The following is an 18,472-nucleotide window of genomic DNA, read 5'->3' on the forward strand; positions in this document are numbered from 1 at the left end:
GATTCAGCCGGAGAAAACTGGGCCAGATACGCCAGCCTGAAACGCCAACCGTAACCGGCGACGGAAAGCCAAAGCCCCAGCAGTATCGCCGCACAGAACACTACTCAGAGTCCTCCGGCGAACGGCCCGCCTCTTCTCCCAGATGGTCACTAGCAGCAGCGGATCAGACAGCCCTACACAGGCGCCAGCCGATGAATACGCCCGAACTTGATACGCAGAGGTGCCAGTATGACGGGCTTCTCAGCGGATCAGTTGCTGATTGCTCATCATCTGATCGCGGACCTGTTCCAACCGCTGCTCATCAACACGCACGCTCTGTATTCGCTTCCACAGCGACGCACCCTGCCGTAGCTTTCGGATCATCGCGCTCACCTCCTTTTGGGCCAAGTAGTTGGGCATGGTGTTTTCGGTGCGGACGGAGTCGCTTTCCTCGACATCGTCGTCGACGGCGGGTTCGGAAGCGCTGATTCCGTCCAGTTCGCGCAGACTGCCGGCGGTGATCAGCTCACCGGGGCCCGCATTTTGTTCGTCGCGCCGTGATTCCGTCGGGGACAGGGCCCGGGAGTCTGCGTACAAGACGGCCTGCGGCTCTGCCGATTCCTGCTTTTGTTTAGGCGGCCGGAGTGACCTTTCCGGAGCGGGTAAAACAGCTGAATCCAGCGGTTTCATGAGTGCTTCCTCTTTCGATGGGTTATCAACCGGGACTGACCGCGCGAAGGGACTCGTGATCCTGGCACGTGTCCTGGCTGTCAGATGGTTTTGGCGATGCAGGATTTTTGGGGATGCAGAAAGCAGCGGGCTATGCCCGTGCGACATTTACTGCGGAAGGTGCTCATGGCGAAGGTCCTCAACGATTGACGTGAGGCCTCCGCGCGTGGGAGCGGTAGAAATACGGTGGTTCTTAGGGAAAGCGGTTTAAGACAGAAACCGGCCCAAGAAACTGAAATCTAGTGCGCAGAAATGGCGGAGGCGGGGCGGACTTTGGCGGTAAATACGCCGCCGAGCGTCTTGAAAATATTCACGGAACCCACCTCCCTTTCATCTAGTGCGCCAATAGAGACAATGCCCGACGAAAACTCGTGATTGAGAAAGATCAATCGGACTCGTTTAACATACCCATGAAGTGTCTGATTTGACCAGCTTCTTTGGGAACTTTCTTGAGGAACTTCTTTTTCAGCGGCGTGTCTCCTTCAACACGCCGACCATTACGACGCCGGCCCTCACCCCGGGCGCCGATGGCCAGAAAATACGTCGCAAGATGGACTATCACCGGTTGGTCCATTAATAGACTGGCCGCAGAGACCGGCCACGTCACACCGATGGAGCAAAATCAGGATGAACAACGTAGTCCCTCACAACACCGCTCCGAATGCCAGGCTCACGGCTTCACGCGTCATTGAATTGGATGCCCTGAGAGCCTTCGCCCTGCTGGGAATTCTCTGCGTCAATATCTGGTTCTTCGCCGATCCCTTTGTCATGACGGGCAATCCCAATCCTGATTTCCAGTCACCACAGGATGTGGCGGTCAAATTCGCCGTCAGCGTTTTCTTCGAAGCCAAGTTCTACATCCTGTTCTCGTTCCTCTTCGGCTACAGCTTTGTCCTCCAGTGGGCCTCCGCGGCGTCCGCTGGACAGTCCGAGGTGCCCCGCACGCTGCGCCGCGCTGCAGGACTGGTCATCATCGGCCTCTTCCACGGGCTGTTCCTTTTCCACGGCGACATCTTGCTGACCTACGGACTCGTCGGCCTCGTCTTGCTGGGCACCCGCATGATCTCCGCCCGGGCCGCCGCTGTTACAGCCGGCATCCTCATCGGAACGATGGGTCTGGTCATTCTGCTGCTGGGGCTGCTGACGGCAGCGGTGGAGCCGACGCTCGGCGGGGCCGACCTCCAAATGGTGCCACCTGCGTTCGACCTCGCCGGAAGTCCGGCAGCCGTCCTGGCCCAGAACATCTCGCTATATCCGATGACGATGGTCAACGCCCTGTTCCTGCAGGGCCCGATCGCGCTCGGTGCGTTCTATGCCGGGCTGGCATGTGCCAAGAACAGGCTCATAGAGCGGGGCCTCTCCTGCCGCACTCTGATGTTGCTGGTCGGCATCGCCCTCCCGATCGGCCTGGCCGCAGCGCTGCTGCAGGGTTACCTCGTCAATTACGTGGGCGGCATGGGTCTCCAAGTTGTCGGCTTCGGTATCTCGACCCTGACCGGGCCCCTGCTGACAGCTGGGTATGTGGGACTGCTGCTCCTGGTGTTCCGCACCAGGCTGGGCCGGGTGGTGCGCAACGCCCTTGCGCCGGCGGGACAGCTTGCCCTGTCCAACTACCTCGGCCAATCCGTCCTGATGCTCCTGCTGTTCACCGGCTTCGGCCTATCGCTGACCAATCAGGTGCCGCCGCTCGGCGTGCTTGGCATTGCCGTCCTGATCTTCCTGACGCAACTGCTGCTCAGCTATTGGTGGGTCAGGAAATTCCGCTACGGCCCGATGGAAGCCCTGCTGCGGGCCGCGACGTACTGGCGGAAACCCACACTGGGTTCCGCGCCTAAATATTCCAGCCGGTAACCGCGGGCGTCTTCTTGTCCCACCCAAGATTGCAGACTGCCGCTGTCTCCAGGACAAAGCGCCGGCCCTCGATCGGCTCCAGTTGCAGCCATCGTGCGGCGAGGACGCGCAGGAAATGCCCGTGTGCCACCAGCAGGACGTTCCTTTGCTGCAATGACGACGGCGAATCCGGCTTGCTCCCGGAAAACGGGGCCGCATCAGGAGTGTCGAGCACTTTAGCTATGACATGGTCGGCCCGGTCCGCCACTTGCTGCAGCGTCTCCCCGCGCACCACGCCATGGGTCCAGATCAGGTAGGACGGATCCTTCTTGCGGATGTCGACACTGCGCTGGCCTTCGTAGTCGCCGTAGTCCCACTCGTGGGCATACGGCACCACCTCTGCATCGGGAAAGCCAGCCAGTTCGGCGGTGCTCCGTGCCCGTCTCAAAGGGGAGGTCAGGACTGAAGCAAAGTTGATGCCTGACAGTTTGCTTCCGGCGGCGATAGCCTGCGCCACGCCCTCGTCAGTCAGTTCCAGGTCGGTCAGTCCTGTGTACTGATGGTTTTTCGACCATTTGGTCTCACCGTGCCGCACCAGCCATAGTTTAGGGAAGTCATGGGCATCAGCAGGTTCGATCATTACAAACCCTTTGTTGAAGCAGGATCAGCAGCATCATGAGTTTTGGTACTGCCGGTCATCGCCTCGGGCTGCTCCGCCCACCAGGCCCGTAACTTCTGTTCCGCGACTTCAGCATCCTGCGGCCCGTTCTCCAACCGCTCCTCCAGCAGGAACTTATAGGCGCGGCCCACCACCGGCCCGGGCTTGATGCCCAGAAAGGCCATGATCTGCTGTCCGTCCAGGTCCGGACGGACAGCATTCATCTGTTCCTGTTCCTGCAGGTCCGCGATGCGCTGTTCCAGATCGTCATAGGCAAACGCGAGCCGCTCCGCCTTGCGCCGGTTCCGCGTGGTGACGTCGGAGCGGGTCAGCCGGTGCAGCCGCTCGAGCAAGGGTCCGGCGTCATTGACGTAGCGGCGCACGGCGGAATCGGTCCAGCCGGCTTCGCCATAGCCATAGAAGCGCATGTGCAGTTCCACCAGCCGCGCCACGGCCTTGATGGTGTCATTGTCGAAGCGCAGCTTCTTCATCCGCTTGGCCACCAGCTTGGCGCCGACCACTTCATGGTGGCGGAAACTAACCGCGCCGGAAGGCTCGAACCGGCGCGTAGCCGGTTTGCCGACGTCGTGCATCAGGGCAGCAAACCGCAGGACAAAATCCGGAGCCGGCACCGCGCCGTCGTCGTCGGTTTCCAGTTCGCACGCCTGCGCCAACACGGTCAGCGAGTGTTGGTAGACGTCCTTGTGCCGGTGGTGCTCGTCGATTTCCAGCTTCAGCGCCGAGACCTCCGGCAGCACATATTCGGCCAGGCCGGTTTCCACCAGCAGATCGATGCCGGTCCGCGGGTCCCTGCCATTGATCAGCTTGGTCAGCTCGTCGCGCACCCGCTCGGCCGAAATAATCTCGATCCGCTGGGCCATGTCCGTCATCGCCGCGCGCACCTCGTCCGCCACCGTGACGTTGAGCTGGGAGGCGAAGCGGGCGGCGCGCATCATGCGCAGCGGATCATCGGAGAACGACGCCGAGGGCTCACCGGGGGTGCGCACCACGCCTGCATGCAGGTCCTTGACGCCGCCGTAGGGATCGACCAGTTCCAGCGACGGCAGGCGCAGCGCCATGGCGTTCATGGTGAAGTCGCGGCGGAAAAGATCATCCTCGAGCGACTTGCCGAAGGCGACCACGGGCTTGCGGGAATCCGGATCGTAGGCCTCGGCGCGGTACGTGGTGATCTCGATGGTGTGCTCGCCCTTGCGCAGGCCGATGGTGCCGAAGGCCCGGCCGATTTCCCAGAAGTTGTCGCACCACTTGCGGATGACGGCGATGGTGGCATCCGGATCCGCATCGGTGGTGAAATCCAGATCCGGCGACACGCGGCCCAGAAAGAGATCCCGCACCGGCCCGCCGACCAGGGAGAGCTCGTGCCCGGCGTCAACGAAAAGCTGACCCAGTTCGACAACAACTTCGGGCAACGGCAGGGCGGACGTCTCGGGATTACTTGCCGAGCCAAAAAGGTGAACCATAGTGATTTAAGGGTGCCAGAAACACGCGGGCGATGTTTAACAATCTCTGCGCCATGTCCTACTCGCACAGCACTCGATTAAAAATCGTTAGAGTGGACTGCATGGCACATCCGGTCCCGAGCGCTCCGAAGCGCACTCCACTGACAGCGTCAGTGGGCAGTGCCGCGCCCGGACACCATTCCCTGCCAACCGTGGAGGAAGTTTCGGCTGGCGGAGTCGTGGTGGACACTTCCACCAAGGAATTCCGCGTTGCCATCATTGCCCGCTTCAACCGCGGCGGCCGGCTCGAGTGGTGCCTGCCGAAGGGCCATCCGGAGGGCGAAGAGACCAACGCCGAAGCCGCGATCCGCGAGATCGAGGAAGAAACCGGCATCCAGGGTGAAGTGCTGGCCACGCTTGGCAGCATCGATTACTGGTTCACGGTCAGCGGCCACCGCGTGCACAAGACGGTCCATCACTTCCTGCTCAGGGCCACCGGCGGCGAGTTGACCATCGAAAACGATCCGGACCACGAGGCCGTGGACGTCGCGTGGATCCCGTTGGGGGACCTGGGCCGGAAGCTGTCCTTCCCGAACGAGCGCCGGATTGTGGATCTGGCCCGCGAAGTCCTGCCCGAGTACCTCTAAGCGCGCGGACAAACACGACGCCGTAACTGCTCGGTGACACTCCGATGACCGGCCGATCACGTTGCGATGGCTGCCCGATCACACTTCGATTGCTCCCGCGTGACGCCGCGCCGTCCCGCATTGCTGGACGTTCGCTGAACAGATCCTGCCCCGTCAAGTGAGACGATAGACAGCGATGTCTGACATGGAAACACAAAGCACAGCGCGCGCCAGCGCCGTCATGGCCGGCGGGACCCTGGTCTCGCGCGTCCTCGGGTTCGTGCGCACGTCGCTGCTCGCCGTCGCCATCGGTGCCAACACCACCATGGGCGACATCTTCGAAAAAGCGAACACCATCCCGAACATCATCTACCTGCTGCTGGCCGGCGGCGTGTTCAACGTGGTGCTGGTGCCCCAGATCATCAAAGCAAGCAAGAACAACAACGACGGCGGCGCCGACTACATCTCGCGCCTGCTGTCCCTGACGCTGCTGGTGCTGGCCGCCATCGCGCTGGTTGTGACGGCGCTTGCCGGACCGATCATCCGGCTGCTGACGCGGGACTGGACGCAGGGCATGCTCGAACTGGGCACCATCTTCGCGCTCTGGTGCCTGCCGCAGATTTTCTTCTACGGGCTCTACGCCGTGGTCGGCCAAGTGCTCAACGCCAAGAGCCGCTTCGGCTGGTATATGTGGGCGCCCGTGGTGAACAACGTGGTGGCCATCGGCGTCCTGGTCCTCTACATCGTGCTTTTCGGGACCTTCTCGCGCGCCACCGACAGCCCCGAGGCCTGGACCTCTGAGCAGACGCTGCTGCTGGCAGGCGGCACCACCCTGGGCATCATCCTGCAGGCCCTGGTGCTGCTTTGGCCGCTCAGCCGGCTGGGGCTCGGCCTGAAGCTGAAGTTCGGCTGGCGCGGCATCGGGCTCGGCCGCGCGGGCAAAGTGGCCGGCTGGACGCTGGGCACCATGGTGGTGGGCAACTCCGCGTACCTGCTGTATGGCACCATCGCCTCCAGCGCCACCGCCGGACGCCAGGAAGTCGAAGGCTCCGGGGCCGGGGTTGCCGGCGAGTACGCCCTTAATACTGCGACCCTGATCGCGATGCTGCCGCACTCCGTCGTCGTACTTTCAATCGCCACGGTGCTGTTCAACCAGCTCTCACGTTCCCAGGCCCACGGGCAGCTCGAAGAAGTCCGACAGACCGTGAACTCGGGCCTGCGGACCATCGGCGTTGCCACCATGTTCGGCGCCGCCGTGATGGTGGTGCTGGCCGGACCGCTGGCACGGCTGTTCGCCGGCTCCGGCCCAACTGCCCCCGCTTCGGCAGCCGCGATGGGCCAGCTGCTGGCCGTCCTCGGGGCCGCGATGCCGTTCATGAGCATCTACTTCTTCCTCGGCCGCGTGTTCTACGCGGAAGAGGACGCCAAGACGCCGCTGGTCATGCAGTCCATCCTGTCCGGCACGTGCGTGGTCATCGCCCTGGTCATGGCACAGCTCATGCCGGCCACCGAGATCGTGTTCGGCCTGGCCGTGCTTTTCGCCGTCTTCCATATCCTGTCGGCGCTGTTGGCGCACTTCTTCACGGTCCGGCGGGTGGGCGATTACGGCGCCGGCCAGGTCGCCGAGACCTATATCCGCATTGGCTACGCGGCCCTCGGCGCCAGTCTCGCCGGCGCATCCGCACTGTGGCTGTTCGGCGGGTACCAGCCCGGCGGCTTCGCCATGGCGTCGATCTTCAGCGCCATCGTCACCATCGCCGTCTGCGGCATCGTCATGGCGTTGGCCTACCTGCTCCTGCTCAAGGCCCTGCGGGTGGCCGAACTCCACGATTTCCTGCAACCAGTCCTCAGCCGGCTACCGGGGCGCGGTTAACAGAACCGCAAGCCGGCCGGTGCCAACCGGTAGCATGTAACCAAACGTCCAGGGCGCCCAAACGCCCAACTATTCCGCCTGGAGGAACACGTGCCGCAACCAGTAGATGTGGGGACCTTGCTCGGCGGCCGCTACAAGGTCACCGCGCAGATCCTCGCGTCCGCCGAGCAGGACCTGGTGCTCAATGGCGTGGACCAGGTCCTCAACCGACCGGTCAGCATCCTCGTCGCCGCGCCGGAGAATGCGAGCCAGGCCGCCATGAGCGCCCGCGAGATCGCCACGGGCGAGCGTGCCGGCAGCGTGCAGGTCCTGGACCTGGGCATCACGGACGGCTACACGTACCTCATCACCAACCAGGCCGAGGCGGCGGACCTCCTGGACCTGGTCATCCAGCAGGATGCCGCTCCCTATGTCGAGCCGTTCTTCACGGACACCCTCGGCTCGGAGATCTTCGGCCAGGCCCGCTCGCGCGAGCCGGAGACCTATGACGAGGATGACTACTACGAGGAAGAGTACGAGGACGAGCCGCGCACCAGCCTCCGCGACCGCCTGAACAAGCTGGACCTGCCCAAAATCGGCCGTTCAAACAACGACGGCGGCGCCAAGCCTTTGTTCGGCCGTCGCCCGGGAGCCGGTACAGCGGCCGGTGCTGGAGCCGCAGGCGCGGCAGCCGGCGCCGCTGCAGCAGGTCACTCGGGAGCCGGTACGGCCGATGACCGCACAACCCACTTCGAGCGTCCCCGGGCAGACAGCTCCGCGCGTGCAGGCAGCGTGCCCCCGCCGCCCCAGTCGCCGCCGCAGTTTTTCGACGACAACAACCATCCGGCTACCGCACCGGTGGACCAGCGGACGGAACACCGGGAAAACGGTGGAGCCCCGAAGGTCAGCCTCTGGTCGGACAACGATTACTACGAGGACCGGCCGCAAACCTCCTATCAGTCGGCCGCTGAACCTGCCGCACCGGCCCCGCCGGCACGCGATGCCCGTTCAGAGGAAGACGAGTACGTCCGCGCTGCCTCGATGTTCCCCGCCGGGGCCCGCGGCAATTCGAAGTCGCGCGAAGAAGACTACGAGTACGACGAGTATGACGACGACGAGAACAACAGCCCGAAAACATCGCGGCTGCTGATCGGCGGCTTGCTTGCCGTCCTGCTGATTATCGCCGTCGTCATTGCGGTCAACCAGCTGAACCTGTTCCGCGGCGGCCCCGTTGCAGGTGAAAATACCGAAGAAAACAACTCCGCGCCGGCAACTCCGGGCGAGACGGGCGCCGCAGAGAGCGCTCCCGCCGAAGACGCCGTGGTGGAGCCTGCAATCGCCGGCCTGGAACGGCTGGTGCCGGATATGCCCAGCCTCGACGCGGAAAACGACGGCAGTCTACCGGAGGCCATAGACGGGAACCCGGCCACCTACTGGGCCAGTTACCAGTACCAGTCGGACCAGTTCGGTGGTTACGCCTCCAGCATGGCCTTGGTCGTCGAACTTGAGGAGTCCTCGAGCATCAGCACCATCGAGTTGACCCAGCTCAGTGGCAGCGGCGGAAACTTCTCGGTGATGCTCAACGATTCCCCCTCGCTGGAGGGTGCGCGGCAGGTTGCCCAGGGCAGCTTCACCGCCCAGAAGACCACCATCCCGGTTCCGGAAGATGAAGGCGCCGCGCCGAAGGCAGAGTACGTCATCATCAACTTCACCCAATTGCCCAGGCTTTCCAATCCTCAGGGCGGTCCGCCCTTTGGTATTCGCATGGCGGAGATCGAAGTTTCGTGATCGCTACCCGCAGTGCCGGATGCCCCGCGGCGCTCGGGACGGAATAAGCTTGGCACTCCGCTCGTTGTGACAGTTGGCTAGACCCGGTCAGGACCGGCCTCTATCCGGGCATGACACCGTAAAAACAGGAAGAGGTTCACAAGCAGTGAGCACAGATACCACCACGTCCGTGCGGGACGTCATCATCGTCGGCTCCGGCCCTGCCGGTTACACGGCAGCTGTCTACACGGCGCGTGCCAACCTGAAGCCCCTGCTGATCGCCAGTTCCGTACAGGCCGGCGGTGAACTCATGAACACTACCGACGTCGAAAACTACCCAGGTTTCCCCGAAGGCATCATGGGACCGGATCTCATGGACACCTTCCAAAAGCAGGCCGAGCGCTTCGGCACGGAAATCCTGTTTGAGGACGTCACCGAGCTGGAACTCGATGGCCCCATCAAGAAGGTCACCATTGGCACGGGCGAGACGTTCACCGCGAAGTCCGTCATCATCTCCACCGGCTCCGCCTACCGCGAGTTGGGCCTGGAAGATGAGAAGCGCCTGGCAGGCCGCGGGATCAGCTGGTGCGCCACCTGCGACGGCTTCTTCTTCAAGGACCAGGACATCGCCGTCGTTGGCGGTGGAGACTCTGCCATGGAGGAAGCGCTCTTCCTGACCAAATTCGCAAAGTCGGTCACGGTCGTCCACCGTCGGGACAGCCTCCGCGCCTCGAAGATCATGCAGGACCGGGCGCTGAACCACGAGAAGATCAAGTTCCAGTGGAACTCTGCAGTCACCGGTATCGATGGAACCGATAAGGTAACTGCACTCAGGCTTACGGACACTGTTGACGGGACCGAGAGCGTGCTGCCCGTGACCGGTGTGTTCGTGGCCATCGGCAATGATCCCCGAGTGGATCTCGTAAAGGGGAAACTGGACCTGACGGCCGAAGGCACCATTGCCGTTGACGGTCGGTCTTCCCGGACGTCTGTCGCGGGCGTCTTCGCGGCCGGCGACGTCATTGACCCGACCTACCGTCAAGCCATCACCGCTTCCGGCTCCGGCTGCGTCGCAGCCATCGACGTCGAGCACTACCTCGCTTCCCTTGAGGATGCCGAACTTCCGGTAGCCGAGCCGGCAACCGTCTAGTCCAACTGTTCAGAAGGAGAATTATTATGAGCAACGCCAAAGATGTCACAGATGCCAGTTTCGACGCTGACGTCCTGAAGTCCGACAAGCCCGTCATCGTCGACTTCTGGGCCGAATGGTGCGGCCCCTGCCGTATGCTGACGCCCATTCTGGACGATATTGCCGCAGAGCATGCGGGCAAGGTCGAGGTCGTCAAGCTGAATGTGGATGACAACCCTGCTACCGCCGCTCAGTATGGCATTACGTCCATCCCCGCTGTCTACGTCTTCAAGGACGGCAAGGTGGCCGCCACCTCAATCGGTGCCAAGCCGAAGCAGGTTATCGAGAAGGAATTCGCTGAGTTCCTCGGCTAGAAATCATGGATAACGACGCTGCAGACCAGAGTCTGCGCCGTTCGGATACCAGCCGGCGCGTGGTGGCCCTGAGAGAGAGGCTGCTGCGCGCCGGCATTTCCATGGCGTATCTGGCACCGGATCAGGTTAACGACCCGTCGGTCTTCGACGACCATGTTGATGCTGCCGTCCGCACGTTCCAGCAGAACCGTGGACTTATGGTGGATGGCGTCGCAGGGCCAGAGACACTAAGGGCGCTGGGCGAAGCACAGTACAATCTGGGCGACAGGCCCATGCTCTGGCAACACGGCATCGACCACACGCGGGGAGACGATGTATCGGAGCTCCAACGCCAGTTGTCCTATCTCGGGTTCTATTACGGCCACATAGACGGCGAGTTCGGCGAACGTACTCATCTCGCCGTACGGGAACTCCAGCAGAACCTCGGTCTTGAACCCACCGGCGTAGCGGATGCCCCGCTCATCGCAGCGATGGCACGCGTGAACCGCAGCATTAGTCCGAGCCAGGCCTTCTCGCTCAGGGACTATGAACGACTGAACCAGGCATCCGCTGCGCTCAAAGGCCGCGTTGTTTGTCTGACCGCCGGCAGCGGAACCTCTTTCCAATCCCCCGTAGCCGACAAGGCTAGCGGCCGTCCTTTGACTGAGAAACTGGTCGCTTCCGACGTGATGCGTCGCGTTGAGAGCATCCTGTCAGGTCTCGGCGCCGCCGTATCCGTTGTCGAAGTCGATCCGGAGAATGCAACGGGCAACCGAGTTCAGTTGATTCGCCAGTCTTCTCCCAGTTTGAGCATTTCAATCAACTGCGACTGGCTTGATCAACCGATGGCCAATGGCGTCTCTGCCTTCTTCTGGGGGAAACCTGAAACAGGCGAAATTCGTTCGCCCATCGGTCACCGGGCGGCAGAGCTGATCCTTAAGGAAGTTCTTGCCCGGACAACGGCGACAGACCTAGGCATTCATGGACGCAGTTGGGACATCTTGCGCCTGACCAGCATCCCGTCAATCCAACTCGACATCGGTTATCTCAGCAATCCTGACGAGGCAGGGAGACTGGCCGACCCTGTATTCCGCCAGGTACTTGCTGACGCCGTCGTTATAGCTATCCAGCGGCTGTACCTGCTGGAAGAGGATGACGAACCGACTGGCACCTTGGCACTCGATGACGTGCTGCGTTTCAACCCCGGGCTCTGAACCAGAGTTTCACGTGAAACGTTGCCTTAGCAGTAGAACCCGGGTTCTTCCCTGAGGATGTTGATTGGGGTTCGCAAGGTCATGCCGTCGACACGACGGCTGGACTCGCCCGTGCCATTGGAGTTCGCCTCCGCCGCTCTTAGACCTAGCAGTAGAGGAGGGACACAATCTTTTTGTGGCGCTACCGCGGGCCACAATCTCAAAGGTAACCCCGTGGCACGTGCACTGCTGCGCCTTCACTGCCAGGAGCCCTTCAGATAGCCAAAGTCTGTGAGCTGGGGTTCAACTGTACGAGCTCGGGAAAGTTCTGCTGATTGTCTTGCGACCTCCCGTGGGGACGTGGCTCATGCAGACGCAGACCAAGACAAATAGATGACCGCAGTCCTCAGTTCCTCCAGGTAGTGGGACGTAGCTGCCCAAGCTGGTATCTCCCTCATTTCGAGGGACCGTTATCACCGGTGACCCACATACCTGGTACTGCTATTCCGTCGGCCGGTGCAGGTCAGGTCATACAGTTAGGCGCTCCCGATCGGAACCCTTTGAAGCCTCTAGGGTTGATTGCGGCTAAGACTGTTGCGTCGGGCTATTCTCAGCAGCTGCTGGAGACTCTAGACTCCGGGCTGCTCCGCCGAAGCATATCAACACGCAGTCCTATCGTGTGGTCGGTACGCCAGCCGATTCATAATGATCAGCGGCGATTGATCTGAAAGGGTATCGATCCACTACACAGATCCGAGTCGATAAACCGGTTGTAGCCGTTGGTGATAACGGGTCGCCAGGACGACAACGAGGTTGCTGAGGGTAGTCGCGTGGGCACTGTAGGTGAGTAAGACGTCGATAATGCCCAATCGGGCAACGCTGAAGGTTGAGCGTCTATTGGTGTCCGTACCTGGCATAGATGTCTAGCTCTTGGGAGCACATCAACTCCCGAGAATAGCGGTACCATCTACGTGGACTGCCATACTAACAATCCCCAACAATCACTGCCGGGTCAACCTAGTCAGTCTCCGACCCAGGAAAACGGCTCCATGCCATTAACGGCGCAATTGAGTGTCGCCAGTAGCAGTTGCTGCCGACAACAGCTTCATTACGTCTGGATAGACTATGGGGTCTGGAAGTGGCAAATGCCCGGACTCTTCGAAGTTCCACGTGAAACAGCAGTGATCTGCAAGGGTACCAACGTCACCCACAGCAACATAGCTTCACCCGCCATCGACAGCCTATGCCCCTGAGCCTCCGGAAGAAGCCTTTTCGGAGCGCTAGTGCGCAATTCCCACTGTCTTGGACTTCCATGGTAAGGTCTTCACGATTGTTCTGGCTGCAACTTGCATTCCGCAGTTAGGACCCGTCGATCGGCCATCGTTAAAGGTCCTTGTATATGCTGCCCATCCGCGAAGAGCTCCCGGTGCTTGAACGAAGAGCAGCGTACCACTGCCGACTCGAGCCTCAACTTGCTGTCACCGTTTCACGTGGAACAGCTTCCCCCGATACGGGGCAACAATCTGATGCGCTGGGGCTCTACGACGTCCTCGAGCGAAAGGAGGGCTGGCTCTATTGGTGGTTCGTTTTGTTCCACCTGAGCGCTGCCATTCTAACGAACGCCGCTGTACGTGCCACAAGACGTCTAACAAACCAGGTGCCCCTGATCGTCTCTGCGGTAGCAGGGTAGGGTTCCAAGTGTTGAAGCAGAACTGAGTGGTGTAACGAGACAACGCGTGAACTCGTAACGGGATTTGCGAAGCGGAACAACCATAATTAATACGCCCGCCCTCTTTAGCCACATCTGTCGAACCTCCCTATTTAGGAGGCCACCTCGCAAGGGGTTCCGTCTTAGAAGAGCGTTCGTGTGGTCGGCGTCAATGGACTGCTTCTCAGCAGGTGTGGGTACCAGCGCAGGAGAACAAATGGTCCGATGGGCATCTGCAGACCGCAGTCTACAAAGCTAGGACGACTGCAGATGGTGTCGGGATTGATTCACTTCCTGCTCTTGTATAGCAGCGGGAGGGCCTCCATCGACACCAACTGGCCTGTAGTCTTGCCTGTCCACGCGGCGACTCCAACCAAACCGCCGCCCTAGGTACCGCGCTCGTTCCACGTGAAACTCTGCATGAGCGGAATCTGTCTTCCTCTCCACGCAATTGTCAACCAAATGCCTACGCGACCCAGTGCGGCTGCCCCCCGTAACAGACACGGCGCGCTGCTGCGCCGCACATTCAGGAGAAGGTCCTCCTACTTTCTCAAGTCAGACTTAGACAGTGAGCTCTGGCCGGCGCGACGTCGTACATGGACGACGTCATTTTCGACTACGTTCCACGTGAAACTAGCCTTCGAGCGATCTGCTCATTCTCAGTAAACTGCCTTGGCCCAAGAATCGTAGTAAGTAGGGCCGCCTTTTCTGAGGATCGTCACTGCAAGGTAGAGCCGGCAATCACTTGATCCGCCGCCAGTGCATAGGTCCCGTTCCGAATGAAACGAGAGCCTAAGCTGCCAGAGTCGGCCAGAGAGTAGGCAGCAGGACTGGACCTGCGCTGCACGCGTCAAACACCCCTACTCCGAGAACCAAAAGGATGTCTGGAAAGCGCTTCAATCCGCAAGTGGATCGGGATTCCAATGAGCCGGGAAATAGAAATAGACCCAGCCCCTGGAACGTGATGCTGCCGCACAGTTGAGGGCAATATCAAGGCACGCAAGCCGCGGCACTATTGTGCTCTATTGTCCACCGGCTTTGGTGAACGAATCCATGCTATTTGCCACACCGAGAGTTCGCATGAGGAGCACGCGCCATGCAGCTTTATAGACGCTCAACCGCTTCCGCCGCTCTGCCAGCTGGCCACTTGTTCCACGTGAAACCTATCTTGCAAATGAGTGATCCGCCGCCGCACACCCCCGCTTGCAACATTGGTCTGCCAGGACGCCGCTCCGAAGAACAACATGGGTGCTGCAAGCTGGCACCGCCGGAACGAGTAGGCGGCCCAATGTAGAGTCGGCTCGACCATATCTGGGATGGAAAGAAAGAATAGCGGCCGTCCACTGCTGGCCTGATACGACGGTTACACGTGAAACATTGCGCTTACTGCCGCAGCAAAAGCCCCATACCCAGAATGAGCGCAGAATTCCAACAGCGGGAGTTAGTACCCATCAGATCGGTTTCGGAGTGGCTGCTCCCGCTAAAGCGTCTGTTTCGACGACGCTAGTGAATTGGAACTACGATGTCAGCACCCTCAAGCAATATCTCGATGACGTGTTCGACAGACAATTTTATGGTTTGCGTTTCATGTGTGCGGCGCGGACAAACCCCATGGAACTACGAGCGGGCCGAACTAGACCGTCCGGTAGCGTCAAAATGGATCCCAGAACCAGCAAGCCGGGGGCCGGAACCGCCGACAAACCTTGGCGTTCCACGTGAAACCAGCAGGATGGCCGGGAACGCGATGCAACACAAGAATCAGAGGGTGCAACACCAGCCAATGAGTACCAAGCTTCGAGATCAATCAATTTTGCTATTAGCAATGGCACCGGGACAATTTACGACCCTGTGATGCTGCGACAACCATAGCCGATCCATCTAAACCAATATCGCCGGTGCCTTCGCAATTCCCGCACCAGCCGACAGATGGGCAGGGGGTCCCACTAAAACTATAGAATCTCATAAGGACTGGTCGATCGGCGTCGATGCTTGACCATCGGCGATCTATAGCACCCACCACTACTGCGAAACACTGCCATCCTGCAACAGCGCTGGTAGAACTACCTACCATTGGTGCCTGGGCCCCTACTAAACAACGAGAAGCGCAGTTGACCGCCGCATCTCAAGGCGCTTGTTCTCGAGCGGCAACATCTCCAGTCCCTTGACGTACAAACACCTCTGGGGCGCCTCCTACACCTGGGCAGTTTGAGGAACATCTGCTCACCGGGACTTCTTACGAAGTCGATCATCGGCGACGAGATTGCATGCCACTCGTTCCTTGTTTTTACCGCGATCGACCGCGACAGGTCTTAGGCCGACCCACGCTAGTGCTCCTCCGCTAGCCGCGAATGCCAGGAACGCGGCACGTTTCACGTGAATCATCTCAACGGACTCCTGGGGCAGTTTCACTAGTGGTTCCTCGTGACCAAAGCTGAACTGTTCCAAACATGTACTGACACTTCTATCCGCAATTCGAGAGATGACGATTGCGTGCGATAGCCTTCCCAACTCGGAAGCCCAAAGGCGGTCCCGCCGTGCGGCACTTTTCGCGTCTGCGTAGGAGAACGGTTATAGGGTTTCACGTGAAACCCTAGATCGGAGCAGCAATAGTGTCCCTGTGATTTTGCTGTTCCGGTTACCCGAACACTGCGCAACCAGATCAACCACGACGGTCCAGCGCCGACAGATGGACAAGGCGGATGTCGGGGAGTCATGAGACCTTTTTAGATCCGCCCTTTCGCATCAATTTTCGTCCGATGAACCACCCAGTTACCCGATGCGAACTGATTGATGAGAACCGAAACCTCACGACCTCGGAAAAATCCCTCGTCTATGCCGCTTCCCAAACTGAATTGACCAGGCTGATGGAATCGTGTCTTTCCCAAGCCGCGCATCACGATCCACGTAACTCAAGCCTAAGGCGGGGCGAGCCGGTAACGTCTCAAGCCGCACCTTCGGTTTCACGTGGAACACAGTACGCCCAAACGCAAGAAGCGTAGGAGCCACGCGATTTCGACAGATGAACCCAGTCGACAGCTCATACCGATCTAAGATTCCCTAAACACCTGGAGTGGTGAAACGGTCTGGTCCTCACCGCCCAGTACTTCAATCAGTCTCATTCACTTGATGACCGCAGCGGCTGGTCGACCCCGGCTACACAGGACCTATCGTTGCATAGGCGTGCTCTATCGACAGACGGCGTAAAACCCAAAGACTACGGTGCCAGCGAGATCACCGTTCTGGAAGGTCTCGAAGCGGTCCGCAAACGCCCCGGTATGTACATCGGCTCCACGGGTCCCCGCGGTCTGCACCACCTGGTCTATGAGGTAGTCGACAACTCCGTCGACGAGGCCCTGGCCGGCTACTGCGACACGATCGACATCACGCTGCTGGCCGACGGCGGCGTCCGCGTGATCGAAAACGGGCGCGGCATCCCGGTGGATATGCACCCGACCGAGGGCCGGCCCACGGTCCAGGTTGTGATGACCATCCTGCACGCCGGCGGCAAGTTCGGCGGCGGCGGATACGCGGTTTCCGGCGGTCTTCACGGCGTCGGCATTTCCGTGGTCAACGCACTGTCCTCCCGCGTGGAGGTCAGTCCGTTTACTGGTCCGCTTGCCAAGATAAGTCTTCAGGCGGTGAACATTATCTAACCGGAATCCGTCACCGTTCCACGTGAAACCAATCGCAAGCTGAACTACGGGGCGACTTCTGCCTGGCTTCTCGGTTTCACGTGGAACAGTACGCACAAGGGCGGAAGGGCAGGAACTGCTTGACTGCGGCCCTGCCCTTCCATGTAGCTTGGTGCTGCACTATCCGTCGTTATTTGGACTCAAGACGGTCATGATCCTGTTCAAGTCGTCGACGCTGGCGAACTCAATACTGACGCGGCCCTTCTTTGCGCCCAAGGTAATCTTGACACTCGTATCTAGCCGATCAGAAAGCGAAGTGGCGAGATAGTCCAATCGCTCATGGCGTGCGCCAGCTCGAGGCTTTGATTCCTTCTTTGGCCTACGAAGTCCATCGCTTAGCGAGACCATCTCCTCAGTTGCGCGGACAGACAATCCTTCAGCAACAATCCGTTGGGCGAGCTTCTCCATTTCAGCGGGATCTGCAAGCCCGAGCAGGGCACGCGCGTGCCCGGCAGATAGGACACCCGCTGCTACACGACGTTGTACCAACGGCGGCAACTTCATGAGTCGGATCATATTACTTACTTGGGGGCGTGAGCGACCGATGCGATCAGCCAGCTCGTCATGCGTGCATCCGAAGTCTTCCAGCAATTGTTGATAAGCCGCTGCCTCTTCAAGCGGATTCAGTTGGCTCCGGTGTAGGTTTTCCAGGAGCGCGTCACGGAGTAGATCGTCATCGGTTGTCGAACGGATAATAGCTGGAATTGTCTCCATTCCGGCTTCTTGAGAAGCACGCCAGCGCCTCTCGCCCATGACCAGTTCATACTTGTATTCGCCACTCTCACCCGATGGTCGGACAACAATGGGCTGCAGGATGCCGATCTCTCGGACCGAGTGCACCAATTCCGCCATGTCTTCTTCATCGAAGACTGTCCGCGGCTGCTTCCGGTTGGGGTGAATGGACAGGATTGGAACTTCAGCGAATGTCGTCCCTGGCACCTCTACAAGAGTTTCACGGGAAACATTCTCATCGGCTTCCGTGTCAGCCGGCAGTTCGATAGATTCCACCATCTCCTGTTCGGCTGCTTCCGACTCATCAGCTGCCACCGCAGTTACGGGAGACGCAACCTGAGTTACCGCCTTTGCCTCAGGATCCACGGGAGCCAATGGCTCTTCATTCCCATTAGCTGTGGAGTCCGGAGGAGTCTCAGTCTTCGTGTCCGCGCTATCAGTGTCCGACGACGGCTTGACCGAAGGCTTCTTCACTGGTTTACGTGCTGATGGGGAGTTTTTTCGGGGTCCTCGAAGGACCTCGGCGACCTGCGCCGCTGAAGAGGCACCGCCTCTTTCCGATTGGGTATTCAGGAACGGCGAGTTATCTTCGTCGCGACGGGAAGCTGCCGGGAAAAAAACGTCGACCGGACGACCACGGCGGGCAGCTGCCGGACTGGGCTCGATATTCTTTTCTTCTGTGGCTACAGGTGAATTCGGAATCAACGCACCCAGGCCCCTACCCAAACCGCGGCGTTTCTCACTCATCAAGGGATCCTTCCTGA

12 protein-coding genes and 1 pseudogene are annotated in these 18,472 nt (G+C 60.2%); 8 read left to right on the forward strand and 5 right to left on the reverse strand.

What is annotated here, in order from left to right; all coding sequences use genetic code 11:
• Window positions 1–240: 240 nt before the first annotated feature.
• Window positions 241–669 carry a hypothetical protein gene (locus HGO92_RS03725; protein WP_169992088.1) on the reverse strand — a complete coding sequence of 143 codons (429 nt, stop codon included), beginning with the start codon at window positions 667–669 and terminating at the stop codon, window positions 241–243.
• A 424-nt stretch (window positions 670–1,093) separates the two neighbouring features.
• Window positions 1,094–1,282: a hypothetical protein gene (locus HGO92_RS03730; RefSeq protein ID WP_169992089.1), complete on the reverse strand. Its 189-nt coding sequence runs from the start codon at window positions 1,280–1,282 to the stop codon at window positions 1,094–1,096.
• A gap of 53 nt (window positions 1,283–1,335) precedes the next feature.
• Between HGO92_RS03730 and HGO92_RS03735 the strand changes: the two genes are divergently transcribed.
• The gene (locus tag HGO92_RS03735) at window positions 1,336–2,559 is read left to right on the forward strand and encodes a DUF418 domain-containing protein (RefSeq protein ID WP_169992091.1); all 1,224 of its coding nucleotides are present in this window, start codon (window positions 1,336–1,338) and stop codon (window positions 2,557–2,559) included.
• Here the strand turns inward: HGO92_RS03735 and HGO92_RS03740 are convergent.
• Window positions 2,540–3,178, reverse strand: coding sequence for a histidine phosphatase family protein (locus HGO92_RS03740; protein ID WP_169992093.1), 639 nt, complete (start codon window positions 3,176–3,178; stop codon window positions 2,540–2,542). The two genes, HGO92_RS03735 and HGO92_RS03740, sit on opposite strands and share 20 nt — an antisense overlap.
• A complete protein-coding gene (locus HGO92_RS03745) occupies window positions 3,178–4,677 on the reverse strand; it encodes a CCA tRNA nucleotidyltransferase (RefSeq protein WP_169992095.1) in 1,500 nt (499 codons plus the stop codon). The genes HGO92_RS03740 and HGO92_RS03745 overlap by 1 nt, the downstream gene beginning before the upstream one ends.
• Before the next feature lie 101 nt (window positions 4,678–4,778).
• Here HGO92_RS03745 and HGO92_RS03750 point away from each other — a divergent pair, with 101 nt between their 5' ends.
• From HGO92_RS03750 to HGO92_RS03780, 7 genes and pseudogenes are all read left to right on the forward strand, one after another.
• Window positions 4,779–5,303, forward strand: coding sequence for an NUDIX hydrolase (locus tag HGO92_RS03750; protein WP_169992097.1), 525 nt, complete (start codon window positions 4,779–4,781; stop codon window positions 5,301–5,303).
• 184 nt (window positions 5,304–5,487) lie between these two features.
• Entirely contained in the window at window positions 5,488–7,155 is a 1,668-nt protein-coding gene (gene murJ / locus HGO92_RS03755; RefSeq protein WP_169992099.1) for a murein biosynthesis integral membrane protein MurJ, read from the forward strand.
• Window positions 7,156–7,245: 90 nt separating this feature from the next.
• Window positions 7,246–8,922: an ABC transporter substrate-binding protein gene (locus HGO92_RS03760; RefSeq protein WP_169992101.1), complete on the forward strand. Its 1,677-nt coding sequence runs from the start codon at window positions 7,246–7,248 to the stop codon at window positions 8,920–8,922.
• A gap of 145 nt (window positions 8,923–9,067) precedes the next feature.
• Window positions 9,068–10,051 carry a thioredoxin-disulfide reductase gene (gene trxB, locus HGO92_RS03765; RefSeq protein WP_169992103.1) on the forward strand — a complete coding sequence of 328 codons (984 nt, stop codon included), beginning with the start codon at window positions 9,068–9,070 and terminating at the stop codon, window positions 10,049–10,051.
• Between the two features lie 26 nt (window positions 10,052–10,077).
• Window positions 10,078–10,404, forward strand: coding sequence for a thioredoxin (trxA, locus tag HGO92_RS03770; protein WP_074700288.1), 327 nt, complete (start codon window positions 10,078–10,080; stop codon window positions 10,402–10,404).
• 5 nt (window positions 10,405–10,409) lie between these two features.
• The gene (locus HGO92_RS03775; RefSeq protein WP_169992105.1) at window positions 10,410–11,597 is read left to right on the forward strand and encodes a peptidoglycan-binding protein; all 1,188 of its coding nucleotides are present in this window, start codon (window positions 10,410–10,412) and stop codon (window positions 11,595–11,597) included.
• A 4,857-nt stretch (window positions 11,598–16,454) separates the two neighbouring features.
• A pseudogene (locus tag HGO92_RS03780) lies at window positions 16,455–16,877 on the forward strand (ATP-binding protein); the annotation flags it as partial.
• Window positions 16,878–17,096: 219 nt separating this feature from the next.
• On the opposite strand, the gene HGO92_RS03785 reads toward HGO92_RS03780, so the two are convergent.
• Window positions 17,097–18,455, reverse strand: coding sequence for a ParB/RepB/Spo0J family partition protein (locus tag HGO92_RS03785; protein WP_169992107.1), 1,359 nt, complete (start codon window positions 18,453–18,455; stop codon window positions 17,097–17,099).
• Window positions 18,456–18,472 lie beyond the last annotated feature (17 nt).

The organism is Crystallibacter degradans, from assembly GCF_012952295.1.
Classification (GTDB): domain Bacteria; phylum Actinomycetota; class Actinomycetes; order Actinomycetales; family Micrococcaceae; genus Crystallibacter; species Crystallibacter degradans.